General features: G+C 64.3%; 10 protein-coding genes. All 10 read right to left on the bottom strand.

The genetic code is table 11. The annotated features are described in order from the left end of the window. Nucleotides 1–55: 55 nt before the first annotated feature. Complete coding sequence (locus V7Z98_RS10520) at nt 56–6,364, bottom strand: hypothetical protein (RefSeq protein ID WP_334157925.1); 6,309 nt, start codon at nt 6,362–6,364, stop codon at nt 56–58. Beyond that, nucleotides 6,361–8,550, bottom strand: a complete 2,190-nt coding sequence (locus V7Z98_RS10515; protein WP_334157924.1) for a transglycosylase SLT domain-containing protein — start codon at nt 8,548–8,550, stop codon at nt 6,361–6,363. The genes V7Z98_RS10520 and V7Z98_RS10515 overlap by 4 nt, the downstream gene beginning before the upstream one ends. Nucleotides 8,551–8,562: 12 nt before the next feature. Next, nucleotides 8,563–9,222, bottom strand: a complete 660-nt coding sequence (locus V7Z98_RS10510) for a hypothetical protein (RefSeq protein WP_334157923.1) — start codon at nt 9,220–9,222, stop codon at nt 8,563–8,565. Between the two features lie 60 nt (nt 9,223–9,282). Further along, nucleotides 9,283–11,811: a hypothetical protein gene (locus V7Z98_RS10505; protein WP_334157922.1), complete on the bottom strand. Its 2,529-nt coding sequence runs from the start codon at nt 11,809–11,811 to the stop codon at nt 9,283–9,285. A gap of 1 nt (nt 11,812) precedes the next feature. Next, nucleotides 11,813–12,436 carry a hypothetical protein gene (locus tag V7Z98_RS10500; protein ID WP_334157921.1) on the bottom strand — a complete coding sequence of 208 codons (624 nt, stop codon included), beginning with the start codon at nt 12,434–12,436 and terminating at the stop codon, nt 11,813–11,815. A gap of 65 nt (nt 12,437–12,501) precedes the next feature. Next, a complete protein-coding gene (locus tag V7Z98_RS10495) occupies nt 12,502–12,714 on the bottom strand; it encodes a hypothetical protein (RefSeq protein ID WP_334157920.1) in 213 nt (70 codons plus the stop codon). A gap of 12 nt (nt 12,715–12,726) precedes the next feature. After that, a complete protein-coding gene (locus V7Z98_RS10490; protein ID WP_334157919.1) occupies nt 12,727–13,161 on the bottom strand; it encodes a Bbp16 family capsid cement protein in 435 nt (144 codons plus the stop codon). Between the two features lie 21 nt (nt 13,162–13,182). Beyond that, nucleotides 13,183–14,247 carry a major capsid protein gene (locus V7Z98_RS10485; RefSeq protein ID WP_334157918.1) on the bottom strand — a complete coding sequence of 355 codons (1,065 nt, stop codon included), beginning with the start codon at nt 14,245–14,247 and terminating at the stop codon, nt 13,183–13,185. 11 nt (nt 14,248–14,258) lie between these two features. Further along, complete coding sequence (locus V7Z98_RS10480; protein ID WP_334157917.1) at nt 14,259–14,897, bottom strand: hypothetical protein; 639 nt, start codon at nt 14,895–14,897, stop codon at nt 14,259–14,261. Then, nucleotides 14,894–15,202 (bottom strand): Bbp19 family protein, encoded by a 309-nt coding sequence (locus V7Z98_RS10475; protein ID WP_334157915.1) that lies wholly within the window; start codon nt 15,200–15,202, stop codon nt 14,894–14,896. Before V7Z98_RS10475 ends, V7Z98_RS10480 begins: the two co-directional genes overlap by 4 nt. Nucleotides 15,203–15,248: the final 46 nt, after the last annotated feature.

Here is a 15,248-nt window from a genome sequence, read left to right as displayed (position 1 = left end):
CTAGCGCGAAGGCTATCCCCCGGGAGCAAAGGCACGGGCACGGGCACGGGCACCGCTAGCGCTTCTCCTGGAATCCGAACACCACAGCGGCTAGGTTGCTGGTCTTTCCTTCCTTGATAGCCTGGATGCCTGTCACGGTGCGGTTGACCTGCGCACTGGGCAGGCCGGACAGGTCGCCCACCATATTGACGGCCGCCTTGCGGAAGGCATCGTCGAACTCACCCTGGTGCGCCTGATGCAAGAACTTGCCAGCGTCAGGAATTACGCGCAGGCCTGCCGGCCCTTGGTATCCCATGTAATTACCAGTCAGCGCTGCCTTGCCGGCATCTGCGAATTCGCGTACCAAAACCATGAGGCCCATCAAGTAATCAAGTTGAGCAGCCACAAGTTTACCGGCGAGCTTTTCCAGGTCGTCGTCGTCACCTGAATCACCTGGGGTAAGTACGGCATTGAGCGCGTAGCCCAGCACGACTGGTACGACGTAGAGCATGGCGTAATCCACCGCCAACTTCGCGCGCTTGGCTGGTGTGTTTGCGCTCATGGTCTGCGCCACGCCGATGTTCAGGGCGGTATTCATGAAGGAGTAGAACACCGTGAACAGCTTCATGTAGCTGCTACGTTCCATCGCCGACTGGTCTTTTACCTGCCCACCACCCTGGGCGTCGATTACTGCCTGATCGGCCAGTGCGATGGCACGGTGTTCTTCGTTGCCATCGGAAATGGCCTTTTCATAGGCGCCCCACCAGGTCGGGACATCGACCATCTGCTGACAGCGCATCATCAAAAAGTAGGCGTTGCGCCCGATGAAGTCATCTACCTTCCCAATTCCGCCGCCGATGTTCTGAACCTGGTTGCGCAGTTCATTGAGTTCGCGGAAACGGGTGCGTGCCCGGTTGGCCATGAAGTCAGACATTTCATTGACCTGCCGGGTGAGGTCAATCGGGTGTGCAATGTACTTTGCGATGCCACGCCCGACCCACTGTGCGCCCACTCGCGTGATGGACTGCGTGATACCTAGCGGTTGCATGAGCGCGCTCATGACGTTGAATCCTAGGCCCGAGGCGCTGACCCCTTGGCGCAAGCGTGCCAGTGCGTTGAAGCCAGCGTCGGCGATGCCTTTGTCCCCCTCGGCGATGTCGGCCACCCAGGTCTTCAACTGCTGCTTGACCTCGGGGCCATAGTGCTCGCGGATGGCCCGGTCGATGGTGTGCGAGCGCAGCAGCCGGTTAGCATCGATCAACCACTCGTGCCAGGCCAGGTCGTGGATCACGTCATTGACGCCCGAGTACAGGCCGGACAGGGTATAGAGTAGTGGGCGCCCGGCTACCTCATCGACCCGTGCCTTGGTGAAGCTGCGCCGCGTGGTGGCCGTGGTGTAGGCCCCCTGCAACTGCCGCTTGGCGCCTTCTGCGTCGGTGTGTTCCTCGGCGCGCTGGCTGGCGGCCGGGTCGTACTTGATGGGGTAGTAGCCGCCGCGCAGTTGTACCGTCTGGCCGTTCGCCGTGGTCACGGCGAAGGGGTGGGGCTCGACCCACTCGGGCTCCTTGCCATAGACGCGCCGCTCTTTCTCGGCGATCTGTGACCGGTAACTCTCGAAGTGGTCCCACACGGCCTGTACCGCATGCCACTCCTGGGCGGTCAGTGCTTGCAGCACCGGGGCGACCTGCTGAAGCGTCCAGCCTTCGCCGCCCAGCAGGCGTTGCCTGTTGCCCTCGTTGCCCATGTTCAGGGCGATGGCAATCCGCGCCTCGCGATTCAGGCTGCGCCCGATGCTAGGGAAAAACTGTCCCGCGCCCCCCATCCGCCCCAGCTTGAACACCGGCGCAAGGATTGCCGACAGCTTGGCCGTGGCCTCGGCCCGCATCGTCGTTTCCTGGTCGCCGCGCGCGTTGGCGCTACGCACGAAGTATTCCCACATGGGGCCGCCGTCCTTGCCGCCGTCGAGGACGCGCGCCCAGGTGGCGGCCTTGATATGCGCAGCCCCGATGCTCTTGAGCCACCGCGCGGCACGGCCCATGTTCGTGGTCGGCGTGCGGGTGTCGGCCTCGCGCCCCTGGGCGTGCGTGTGAATGCTGCCAGCGATTTCGTCACGAACCGCCTCATAGGCGCGCTGGTCAGCGGCCGTCAGCAGCTTGTGTTTCAAGCGGCCCAGGTGCTCGATTTGGCGCACGGTATCGACGAGCCCCTGGAATTCCTCGACGGTCAGGTTCTTGTAGGAGGTGCGGAATGCCTCGTTGAGGAGGTCGGCGGGAATTTCCGGCTCCATGCCTTGCTCGCGCTGAGATTCCGCCCAAGCGGCCAGGGAGGTGCGCTTGTCGATGGCCTTGAGGCTTTGCCCCTTGCGCAGGTCGAAGCGGTCCAGTACGGCAGCGACCTGGTCGGCATAGTCGGCGTCCAGGCCCTTGATGTCGCCCTCGAACTTCTTGAGGTAGCGCAGCCCCTTATCCACGGCGTCCTGGGCATCGTAGGCAGCCCGGGTGGCATAGCCCTGGATCAACTGGTTGCGCTTCTCGGCCGCTGCCGTGGCGAGGTCGCCCGCCTTACTGGCCTTCTCGGCGGCCTTGGCGGCACGGGCTTCCGCGCTGGCGTACTGGCCGGGCCGGATGTCGCGTACCTTGAGGCGGGCAATTAGCGCCCGGGCGTACTCCTTGGCGGCGCTGGTCAGCACTTTGCGCTGGCCGGTGGCCTTCGCCAGGGCGTTGGCTTCGGTCGCCACGAAGCGCGCCCGGGCGTCGTTGTGAATGGCCCGGTCGGCAGCCTTCTCGATGGCTTCGGCGCTCGTCAGGTCGCCGTACTGCTCGAGCATGCGCACGTCGGTAAGCGCCTCGATTTCTTCACCGCGTTTCGGCGCGGCGAGAAGTTCGCGCACCAATTCGTCGCCCGACGTGAAGCCGAACAGGTCGGCAACGAGGTCAGGGTGCATCCCTTCACTGGCAGCGAGGCCATTTTTTCCGGTCGGCAAGTAGCGCCAGATGGCGTTTTCATCCTCGCCGTACATCTCCTTGAGGGCTGGCAGCGCCAGCTTGGCGCCGTCGAGGTTGGCCTGTTCCGCCCCGCGGCGAACGTTCTGCGGAGCGTCCGCCGGCAGTTCCAGTTCCCCGTACCGCAGGAAGCGGTCCGCCCGATAGATCGGTCGTCCATTCACTTCTTCGGCCACCTGGCGGCGCACATCGGCGCGCCGGGTCTTGGCCTCTGCTTGTAGCTGCTTGATGATGCGGCCCCGGGCGTTGTGCAGCCACTGCATGTCGCGCAACCCGCGCGCCTGCAAATCCTGGATGGCCTCGTTGGTGGCATCCACGCCCAGCGCCTGGTAGGCGGCGAATTCCTCAGACGTCATGCCGGCCTGCTCAGCGGTGGCGAACAGCGGCATCATGCTGCGGCCGCTTTCGGCCAGAGCGATCTCTTCATTGCAGGCCAGCATGCGGTCGAATACCCCCCGTACCTCGTCGGTCAGCTCGACGTTGAGGTTTTTCAGGTCGCGGTAGACGTTCAGCAGCCAGGCGCGGAAGCGCTGGAAAAGCCCTTGCATCTCGATGCTCGGGGCCTTGCCCTCGAACAGGTACGCCTCGAAGCCGCGCGCGAACTGCTCGTGGTAGGCGCGCTTTTCCTCGAAGTCGAGGTTGTGCCACGCGTCCAAGGAAGGGACGCCGAACCAGGCGAGCACCGCCTGCATGTCCTGCTTGATGCTGTCCGGTGCGTCGGCGCTGGCGGCGAGGTCGGCCTGTACTTCCAGGAAGAAGTGGCCGGACTCATGCAGAAAGGTCGAGAGGTCGGCGTTTTTGAGCAGGGAAATCGAGAGCGTCGCCGGGTCGAAGGCACCGCGCGCGGTTTGCTCCAGGATGCGCAGATTGAGACCGTCCGCCGAACCTGCTACATTGATGCCAGATGGCTCGGGGCCTATAGCTTCGGTCTGGTGCTCCCCGGTTGCGCCCTGGTGTTCCGCAGCCGGAGTCTCCCCCGGTATTGAGGGGCCTCGAGCCTGAACACCCCCCTCCTGAAAATACTCGTTCCCCGGCAAGGCGTGGTTGTAGTACAGCTTGCCGTCCGCGTGTTCCTCTACGTTCACCTCGACCGTCACTGGCTTGCCGTCAACGAGCACGCTCCCCCGCAGCCAGTGGTACCGCTTGATGTTGGGGTGGGTTTCCGCGTGGCGGTTTTCCTGGGTGCGTACCAGTTCTCCGCTTGCCAGTAGATCGGGCAGCGCCGCAAAAAGGCGCAGCTTGAGCGGGTTGGCGCTTGAGGAAAGCGCTTTTTTCAAGCCCCGCTTGGTGAATGCAATCTCCCCAAGGCCTGGGTGGCGGACGACCTTTCCGGCTAGGTGCTGGGCGTAGTAGTCCTTCGCCGCGGCGCGAATATCCTGAATAGCAGCATCAGGGGCCGCCACTTCGGCGCCATCCAGTTGCACGATGGGCGGTGCCTGCTCGAACCGAGGGCCGTCGAGGCGCTCGGCGGCGATTTTGAGCGGGTAGCGCTGGAACAGATCCTCGGGCGTAATGCCCAGCTTGGCCGCCTGCACCGCGAAGAAGTTGCCGACCATGGACGCGTAGGCGTCATTCACCTGCGGGACGAAGCGCGCGGCCGCGTCGAGTTGCGCCTTGATGTTGGCGCGCACAGCCTGGGCGGATTGCTTGAAGGCATCGTCGCCTTGCTGTTCGGCCAGGGTGCGCTCGACCTCGGTGCGCAGTTCCTCGGCGTGGCTCTGCAGGTACTGCTGCGCCTCGGCCCGGCTGAACCCTTCCGGATCGGTCTTGAGATGATCGAGCAGGCCCTGGGCGTACTCGGTCGGTGCGATGCGGGCGGTGTATTCGGCCACCGGGATGGCGATCTGCCCGCCCGTTTGCACGGCCTCGGCCAGTTGGGCCGCGACGGCCGGCGACACGGCGGCCACCTGCTCGGCCACGCCGGACTGCATGAGCGTGTTGGCGTCGATGAACACCTGCTGCACCGGCCCGTTTTCCGCCGCCTGGGTGACGAACTGCTCGAAGGTTTCAGGATCGCGTTGCAGCACCTTGCTGGCCGCGGCCATTTCGTTGAGGTGCCCCAGCAGCTCGGCGCCCTGACCGGCCTGCTCTGCTTGCCGCGCCCGCCCGGCGGCGCCGGCAAACGCCCCGCCCGTCAGCCCGCCCACGAAGAGGCCCTGCAACATGCTCTCCAGCACGCCATCGGCCAGGCTCTGCTCGGGGTTGGCGTTGGCCTGGGTGGCGATGTTCTGGGCAAGCTGTTCGCCGCCGCTCTGCAAGAACTCGACGCCGGCCTCGTTACCCGCACCTTTGGCAATGCGCGGCAGCAGGCTGCCCCCTTCGCCAATGATCTTGCCCAGGAATCGGCCGCCGATAGCGTTGGTGAGCGCATCCACGGCGCCCGCGCCAAGGCCTGCCTGCTCGCCGGCGCGAGCGGCCAGGAAGATGCGGGCGGCGTTGGGGTCGTACCCTTGGGCCACCAGCTTCTGGTATTCGGGGGAGGCTGCCAGCTTGTCGATCGGCATCGCCTCGATGTCGTTCTGCGTCTGGAGCGCCTGCTGCGCGTAGCCGATGGCCCCCTCGGAGGCGGCCCCGAACTTGGTCGCCATGTTGGTGGCCGCGGCTACTGCCGCCTCGCGGGCGGCCTCGGGCGCCAGGCCGGCGGCCAGGGCCTGCTTTTCCGCCTGAACCGCCGCGCCGCGGGTCAGGTAGGTGGTCAATGCCAGGGCTGCCGTGGTCGGCAGGGAGCGGATGGCGTCGCCCACGACCTTGACCGGGGACAGGTAGGCGGCCTCGCCGGTGTCGGCGGTGGCGTATTTCAGGTTCCCGTAGGTGGCCTTGGCCCCGGGCGAAATGTCCTGCATGTTCTGCGCAGCAGCCTGGGTACGCCCTCGGGCGAAGCGGGACAGCGCCATGGCCGGGCTTTGCTCGCGCATCCGCGCCAGTTTGTCCGGGTCGTTGCGGTACAGGACGGCGGCATCCGAATCGCTCAGGGTGAAAGGGTTGAGCGAATCGAGCAGCTTGGCGCCGGCGCCGGCTAGGTCGTTGAGGCCGGCCATGGCTGATCCGCCAAGGAACGAAAGGGCATTTTCGATGCTGCTCATGTTGTCCACGTCGTCGTGGGCGATTTTGGCCCGTTCCACGTCAGCCAGCAGGGCGGCGGTGGCCGGCGAGGTTTGTGCCAGGGAATCGAAGTCGATGGTCATCACCGCAGCCTGCCGCTTCATCTCTTTTGGCATGGCGAACACGGTCGTTACTGGGACTCCGGTACGCCGGGCGACGCGCTGCGCTTCGGCATAGGCATCGGGATTAGTATCGGCGGCAACCGAGAAGCCAACGCGAGCGGCTTGACCCTGGTCAGGCTGCATGGCGGCGATTACGGCAGCGTCGAATTCGTTGCTCATTTGCGGGTGACCTTCATATTCCAGTAGGCGGCGAGGAGCTGGGCGTCGGTCGGTGCGTCGATACCCTGGCGTTTGTATGCGGCCTTGATGCTGTCACGCGCGGTGGGCGGTATGTCGCCGGCCTTCATCGTCAGCATCGTGCCGGACGAATTGGAGAACAAGCCACGGAATGTGACGTTGTGCGCGAACAGCGCATCGATGTGCTGCGCTACTTCGGCGTCTTCGGTGAACTTCTTCCCAGCCTCGCGCTGGGCGGCAATGAAGTACTGATCGACAAAGTGCCGGATAGCGCCGATGCGGGACGCGTCGCTGCCGCCGTCGTCCTTGGGCGTCGGATCGATATTCAGCATGCGCAGGCGCGCATCAAGGGACTGCTTGATGGCCTGGCTGTTGATGTCGCCAGGTCCGTTACCACCTGGCGCCGCGCCGGTCAGCTTGGCGCGCTCGTTGCTGAAATGCTTAAAGTCCGCCTCGGACAGCTCCCGGCGTAGGGCGAAGAACTCGTTGTCGCTCATGCGGGCCAGCGCATCGGGGTTGCTGGTCAGCTTGTTGTAGAGCCATGTATTGGTGGAATCATCACCCTTGCTGATCTTCTGCGCGAATCCGAGAAGGTTGTCCACCTCCTTTGGTGGCACGGCGGCGCGAACACTGGCCGGCAGATCGGAAAATCGCCCGCCGTTCTGGATGACGCCGCGCATGGCCGTAGCCACCGCATCGTCGTCGCGTTGCTTGATGGCGGCCGTCTGCTCGGTGAAGAGACGACTGGCTTCCTCCCGGGCGATCTTGTAGCGGGCCGGGTTGTCCGCCAGGCGAGGGTCGGCGCGCAGCTGGTCGTCGATCTCCTGGAAGGTCGGGCGCTGCGGCTGCCCCTGGCCGGCCTCATAAGCCGCCATGTTCTTGGCGACGTAATCGCGGGTTTCCTTGGGCAGGTGGCTGCGCCAATCTTTCGGGTCGCCCTGGCCGTCGTAGAGCGCGCCGCGGAAGTTCGGGTCGTTCTTGGCGAGTTCGGCGGCTTTCACCGCCTTCGCCAGCCTCCCGGGCCCGGCGTTGTATGCGGCATAGGATTTAGCTAGATCGCCACCGGTGTCCTGCAGCTGTTTCTGGAAGTAGGCTAGGCCGAGCGCCCGGTTGTAGGCCGGATCGGTCTTGTAGCGGTTCTCGTCCCACGGTAGGCCGGCGAGCTTGGCCGCCTCGGGCGCGGTGTCGGGCATGACCTGGGCGATACCGACAGCCCCCTTGGGCGAAGTCAGCGGCTTGCCGTCTGTGCCGAATTGGCGGTTGTTCGATTCGGTACCCACGAGAATTTTGAAGGCACGCTCAACTTCACCGATCTGGATGCGCGGTTGCATCTGGCGCATGACCTCACTGGCGGCTCCTACGCCGATGCGGACGTCCATCTCCTTTGTGATGTGGCCTCGCACCGCTAGGATGTCGTTGCCGTCCATCTGCCCGGAATACTTCTTGAGATAGGCGTCGGCGTAGGCTGGATCGTTTTGTTCGAGGGCCGTCAGCAGCGCGACCTTGTGCGCGCCACTGGTCATGCTGCGGGCTTGCGCCTCCTGCCATTCGGCCGACTTGCCGAGCAACTGCGCCTGCCGGTAGGTTTCCGTGCGAATTCGCTCCACGGCGGAATCCACCGCGGCGGGGTTGTTCCAATTCAGTTCGATGTCGCGCAGGGCCGTGCGCTGGATGCCTTCGGCGACGGACAGGCCGTAGGTCTTGAACTCGCCGGCCTCGTGCTGGAGCGCCTGCCCGCGAAACGATGTGAGGATGTCGTTCGAGTGCATGGCGAACGCCTGGCGCTGGGTGTCGTTGCCCAGGGTTCCGGCGATCCGAGAAAGCTGATCCTTGAGGTTGTCGCCGTACTCGTCGGCCAGGGGCTTACCGTCCGGACGCTCAAGGGCGTTGATACCTTTCAGGTTGGTGAAGCCGCTGTCTTTATCGTAGGTCAGGCGTAGCGCAGCTTCCTTAGCCTGGTTCAACGCGTCGTCTACCCGCAGCTGGTTGGCCTGCTGGGCGACGTCATTGGCTACCTGGCCGATCGTGCTGCCAAGGCGTTGCGCAGCCTCTCCCATCTGCTGCATCTGCCGCCCGGCAATGTCAGGCATGGCCGGCGCATCGAGGCGCGCCTGGGGAAGGTTCGTCGGGGCGACCTGGAAGGAGTCGTAGGTTGGGACGCGGGGCATGGCGATACTCGCTTAATTGAAGGCGCCGGCTTTGCTCAGGGCGTACCAGTTTTGCGCCACGCTGCCGGCGCTGCCCAGGAGCGATGCCGTTGCCGCGGAGCCGGCGCTGGTCCCGTCTGCCGTTGCCCGCTTGATCAGCGCATCGTTCTGGTAGCTGGCGCCCTGGGTCCGGTATCCCCAGGCGCTGCGCACGGCATTGGAGTTGACGGTGTTGGCATCGATCTCCTTCATGATGTCGGTCGAGGCCTGCACTTCGGCCGCGTTGCCGACGCCAAGGTCAATGCCATTGGCTGCCATGGCGGCCCGCTGCCCGCTCTTGACCTGGCCGGCCTTGAGGGTGAGCGCCCCAATCTGCCTTTCGCCCTGGGCGAGGGCCGACTGCGCACCGAGCTCGGCGATGCGGGCGTTGATCCCCGCAATGTCGGCCTGGAACTGCAATGCCGATTTCTGGCTTTTGGCGGCGGAGTACGCCCCCATGGCACCGGTCAGCGCGCCGCCGATTGCCATCGCCAGGCCGGCGTAGCCGAAGCCAGAGGACATGCCCCCGCCTGTTGCGGCTGTGGGTACGGAGGATGCACCGGACCCGGCGAAACCCATTGCGTTGTAGGTGGTGTCGCCGGCTAGCAGGCTAGGCTCCGGCCCCCAGATGTTCGGATTGTAGAAACCAGCCATACCGGATGCTCCAGTGTAATGGCCGAATCATCCTGCACGGGATCGCGGACACGGGCACCGCTATCCGCCCAGGGCGACTTCCAAGGTCAGAGATACGATAGTCAGCGGCAGGGGGTCTGACTGGCGGATGAATACTTCCCCGGAGTCGGACCATGTGGGGGTCAGCATGAGCTGAATTTCCTCTGACTTGAGTGCGGGCGGAGACCCGTAGGGTTCGGTGGTGCGTTGCTTGGCTTCGACCAAAGCGGCAGCATTCGGGCCGACAAAGATTCCCGATGAGCGATACACCCGCAGCCAAGCCTTGCTGACATTCTTGTAGCGCCCCTGGCCGAAGCTGCTGTCGATCTGCATTGCCAAGGGGAGTGTTTGCAGGTCGGCCGTGATAGGCAGGCCGATCTGCACCTTGCTCGTCGCTTGTTCCAGCGTGACGGCCCCGCCGACAACAACGCGTTGCGGATGCACGGCCCCATCGGCGAGGATGCTGACCGTCTTGCCTTCAAGATGGTTCAACCCGGAGATGACCGTGGCCGGCGCGTCTGCATAGGTGAGGCCGGAATCCACGAAAAAGGCGTCTTCCGGATTTGTAAACAACCGGGAGGCGAGGCGTTCGACGTAGCGCACCGAGTTGCCGTTGATGGTGCGGCGAACCACGGTGTAAAGCACGTCCTCCCCACCCTCGGCGACGACAGCACAGGACTCGAAGACCCCGTCGGTATCGTGCTGGTGCCATGCGCCGATCTGCTGCTCCGGGACGTAGGTCAGGCCAAGCAGCTTTCCGGAGGTGGAGACGAACCAGACGATGGGCTGGGGGGCCTTGGCGTAGGCCATGTCCACCACGTCGAAGGTGTCGAACAAATGGACGGCGCGTAAGGACAGATCGCCGGTCACGAAGCCGTTGGCCTGCCAAGAGTAAGCCAGTTCGCGAACGTGGCCGCCCCGGGCGGCACCGTAGATGAGGGTGTTGTTGATGACGACCGGCTGGACGTTCGATGCACCCACGTAAGATTGTGGGCGCACGCTGATGGTGGTTGGCGTGATGGCGTCGGAGTTGACCGACGACACCCGCCACTCGGCCGACGAGGTGAGCAATAGCAACTGGGTGAGCGGAACGATGTGTCGGATGGTGTTCGCCTCCCGAGCAGCTACTCGAAACTTGATGCGGTCGTCGTCCCGAGTCGGCAGCGAGAAACTCATGTTGTTCTCGGTGCCGCTCTTTGTCATCCAGATGCTTTGGGGCTGGTTGATCGTTCCGGCGAAGGCCCGTCGTTGCTCGAAATAGGACACAGCGCCCGGGAAGTTGAGCCCCGACAGGGTAGCCGGGCCGAAGGCTGCGCCCGAGCCGCCGGCTGCGTTCGAGATGGCAATGGTCGGGTTGGTGTAGTTGGAACCAGTGGAGACAACTTGCACGCCAGTAATGACCCCATTCGACACGATGGGGGACAGCACTGCGCCGCTCCCCGTGCTGTCGCTGACGGAAAGCGTGGGAACCTGCCGCGTGGCCGGGGCAATGGTTGCGGCTAGGACTGCACCGTACCCTGTGCTATCGCTGATGGAGAACACTGGGTTGGTGTAGCCGCTGCCGCCGTTCGTCACAGCGACATCACTGATAGATCCGCCGGCCTGCGTGACGCTGAATGTAGCCCCTTTCCCGTAGGGGTCACTGACCTGAACCGTCGGTGAGGTGTAGCCGCTTCCGCCATTAGTGACCGTGATTGACGTGATGTCGCCGCCGACAGCCGCACTTCCGTAACCCGTACCGCCAAATGCCACAGAAACGGCTGAAATCCCGTTCTGCATAAAAACCGATTCGTAGGTGGGAGGGGTCTTGCTAAGATCGGGCCCGATGTTGTCGTCGATGATGGATAGGCCTGAGGTCTGACCAAGATAACCATAGATACCGCCTTGCATCTTGTAGACGTTGTAGAGCGAGGCGCCCGGCACCGCCACCCATGCGATGGTGTTGTAGTTCCCGCTGGTATAGACGTTGTTGGTGCAGAGGGCTGGGGTTGAGGCGGCTGACTCAGTGATGCCATCCGCTGCCACCGCGGTTACCACGTAGGAATACTTGAGGGAGCCCGAGCCGGTTGGGGTAGCCTTCGGGCTTGTCGGCGGTGTAATGGCCGGGGTGAAGAGGATGGTGGAAAGCTGCCAATTGGTCGCCCCCTGGCGGCGCAACTCGGCGGGAGCGTAGTTGGGGTGAACAAGGGTCAGCACATCGGCCGACTGAACGTAGTGGATGTCAAACAGGTCGGCTTCGGCGTAGGGATTGGCGACCTCGTATGGGGTTCCGCCATCCAGCAGCGTGGCTCCCTGAGTGTGAAAGCGGAAATAGCCGGGCCCGACTTCGATGACCATGGTCTGACTGGTCGAATATGTGAAGGGGATCAGACGAACTCGCTTGCTCGAATCCTTAACCGCACGCACGAACTGGAAGCCGGGGCGGTTCTCGGCAGGCCCCTGGGGCTTGGCGATGAAGTTGCGCAGCTTGGCGGCGCCGGCTTGGTATTTGGCATCGTCGATCCGCCCGAACATCTCAGGGGAAACCTCGCCACCAGCGAAGGAACGCTGTAGGGTGCGGATGTTCGCCATCTCAGCGCCCCGATACCCACGGAACGAACTGGCCTGGCTTGGCCTTGCGCTGGTTGGCGTCGGACTCGATAGCCTTGCTCAGGTAGGCCTGCACCATGCCGGCGCAGCGCTTAGCTTCGGCGGCCCCGGCGTCTCCCTTGATGATCGGCCCGGCGATCATCGCCGCCAGGTGCCAGGACAGCGCCACGGTGAATAGCGGTGAAAACATGGTGGTGTCCGTGACAACCACGGTGTAGCGCAACACAGCGTTCGCCTGGTCGGTGTAGATCACCTGGCGTCCGAGTTCGTCGGTCTCGCAAGAGAACGGCTGGGGGGAATAGCACCCGGCACCGGGTACGTAATAGTCATCTGCCGCATCGGGTGGCAGTACAGCCAGGATGTTCAATGTGTTCGCCGGCTGGGCATAGCAGTAATCCCACTCCGGCCATGTGCTGCCGAGCTGGGCCAGTTGGATACGCCGGGTGGCAAACCCCCAGGTGTGCATCTCAAGCAGCGCGTCCCGGGCGACCGGGTAGAAGCGCGCGCAATGAACAGCCTGGGCGGACTGTTCGTCGAAGCTGGAAATGCTGGCGGTGTCGCCGAGGTGGCTCAGCGCCAGGTTGGCGATGTCGATTTCGGATGCCATGGGGTTACCCCTGGAAAAACGGGGGCACGTGGCCCCCGTTGTCGCTACTTCCCCGCGAGGGGGTGTTAAACCAGGTCGGTGCCTTCGCCGGCGTCCGCACCGTCCGGGCCGGCGGGGTTAGCGGGGGCTAGGGCGCCCTTCTTGCCCTTCGTGCCGGCCTCGGTGACCGGCACGAACCAGGACGCCTTTTCGCCGTCGGGCACGTCGAACTCTTCCGAGTCGGTCCCGGGGACATGCAGGCCGTGGTAGAAGCCGGTGTTGATCGCGCGTACTCGCATGGCGGCTCCCTATCAGGCGACGGTGAAGCCGGACGGCCGCGCAATGTTGCGCTGGATGGTGTTGCTGACGTAGGCGGTGAATTTGCCCGCCGTCAGCGCCGCGGTGCCGACGCGCCAGGTGACACGGAAGTAACGGCGCAGGCCGGCGGGCGGCTGCGTCTGCAGCAGGACGGCGCCGATGGTCAGGTTCGCCACGGGGACCACCGGGCCGGCCAATACGTCGGCGAAGGTCGTTCCGTCGGCGGAGTCCTGCAGCACGGCTTGCACGGTGGCACTGCCGCCGGAGGTGGCGGCGGTATCGACGGCGGCGTTGATCCACAGGTTCTCGCCGGTCATCGAGATGTCGGACGAGTTGGCCGAGCCGCTGTCGTAGGTGTTGGTGCTGGCAGTGTCACCGGTGGCGGTGACGGTTTGCGCCGCGGCCAGCTTGGTGGATTGATCGAGCATGCCCATTTCGTTCTCCCTGGGTTAGACCACGCGGGCCTCGGTGGAAAGGATCTGATCAACGGTCAGCACCGGGACACCCATGAACTTGAGCTGACCGCCCTGGATGCCCGTACCTTGGCCGGCAACCGAGGCCGCCGACACGTTGCCGTACTGATTGACGGCCTCGGTGAAGGACAGGGCGTTCTGCGACTTGTCCAGGGCGCCGATGGACAGCATCTCCTTGACGGTGCGGGAGGCCAGGAACATGGGGGTACCCATGCCCATGGAGGGAATGCGGGCCAGGGCCTTGATCATCAGCTTGTTGATCCAGGTGGCGGCGGTGATGGCCTGGGTGCCGCTCTGGCCCACCAGGTCGGACACCTTGATGTTGGCGATGCGCACCGCGTAGCGCCAATCCTTGACGTGCAGGCCGAACTTCCACTTCCACAGTTCGGCATAGGCGCGGAAGCGATCGTTGTTTTCGTCGAAGGCGTCGATTTCGCCCAGGTCCTGCTGGGTCAGGCCGGCCTGGGAGCCCCTCGGGTAGATGCCGGCGACGGTGTTTTCCGACGCGACGATCAGCCACACCGAGGTGTTGTCGTTGCCGGTGCCGCCGGCGTCGATGATGTTGGCGCCGGATTGGGCCGCCAGCGCGTTGTAGCGCGGGGTCAGGCCGAGCACCCCATCGGGGTTGGTGGAAGTGTCGCCGTAGATAAGCTGCTGCGCGAAGGTCTGGTTCATCGCTTCGATGAACGCCAGGCCTTCGGACAGGCGGAACGCAGCGGTGTTGCCGTTCAGGTCGGCCAGGTCCTTGTCGATCTCGTTGCGGCCTTCGGCCATGGCGCACACGTCCTCGATGGTCGCCCGGCCGGACTTGCTGGCCTTGACGCCCTTGTAGAAGCTGCGCAGTTGCACGGCGGGCAGGCCGGAACGGACGACGCCCTTGTGACCGGTGGGCAGGTTGCCCTCGAAAAACGGCAGGTAGCTGATGATCTCGTTCGACTGGTTGAGCAATTCGGCGACGACGGCAACCTTGCCATCGGGGCCGAACGATTTGGCAACGTCGATGAGGGTGTTACGCCCCGAAACGGTGGGAAGAGTGGCCATGCTGGATTACCTCACTTGGTGGATTTGTCGTAGAGGACGGACGCCGCGTCCCGTTGCCTCGCGGGCGCACGGCCGTCGACGAAGGTGTCCTCACTGATTGCCTTTCCGGCACGGACCATGAAGCGGATGACTTCGGGGTGGTTGCCCAGGCCGGATTCGTTGAGCAGCGTGCGCAGTTCGGGGGTGCCGAATTTGTCCAAGGCGGTGCGGGCAACGCCCAGGCTCTCCGTCAGCTTGTCGCCGCCGAATTCCTTGTCGGTCTTGGCGTCGTCGCCCCACTTCGTGCGGATGGCCTGGAACTGCTCTTGCTGACGGGCCTCAAGGGTGGGCGCCACCTTGTCGAGCAGCTTTTGCGCGGCGTCCTGGGTCAGGTTGAGCTCCTTGGCAACTTCGGAGTAGGCCTCGATCACCTTGGGGTCGAACTCCCGACCTTCGGGGGCGGCGAACTCGTACTTCTCCGGCGCGCCCTGGGGTGCGTCCTGCTCACCGTCGGCCTTGGTGCCTTCGGTAGCGGGGGACTCGGCCGCCGGCTGCGGCGCCGTCTGCTCACCGGTGGCGGTCTGCTGGCCTTCGGTCTGCGGAGCGGCGGCCTGCGACGGGTCGGCTACTTGGTTTCCTCCGCATTCCGTCATCAGCGTTTCAGTGGTCATGCCTTGCTCTCCTTGAGCATTTCGGTGTAACGGTCAGGGCAGTGCGCGGTGACTTGAGCCAACAGCCTCAACCCCTCGTTGCGCGTACCTTCGTTGAAGGCCATGGTCAGCGCGTTGGTGTTGAAGGAGAGACGCCACACGCCTGCCCGTTCCAACAGCCGGGCCACGAAACGGCGGCCGCGCTTGTTGTTCATGAGCCACTTCAAGTCATCGATCTCGATCTGCAAGGCCAGGCGGGCGTGGTCCTCGGCAATCGCCTGGGCGCACTCCTGGCTTCGGGTATCGAGAGGGTCGAACGTGCTCATGGACGCACGATAGGCGTCGGATGCTGAGGTACGGGCACCATGAAAA

The organism is Oryzomicrobium sp. (assembly GCF_036820405.1).
GTDB lineage: Bacteria > Pseudomonadota > Gammaproteobacteria > Burkholderiales > Rhodocyclaceae > Oryzomicrobium.
The sequence above is the reverse complement of the archived record's forward strand: the minus strand, read 5'-3'. Positions and strand labels throughout refer to the sequence as shown.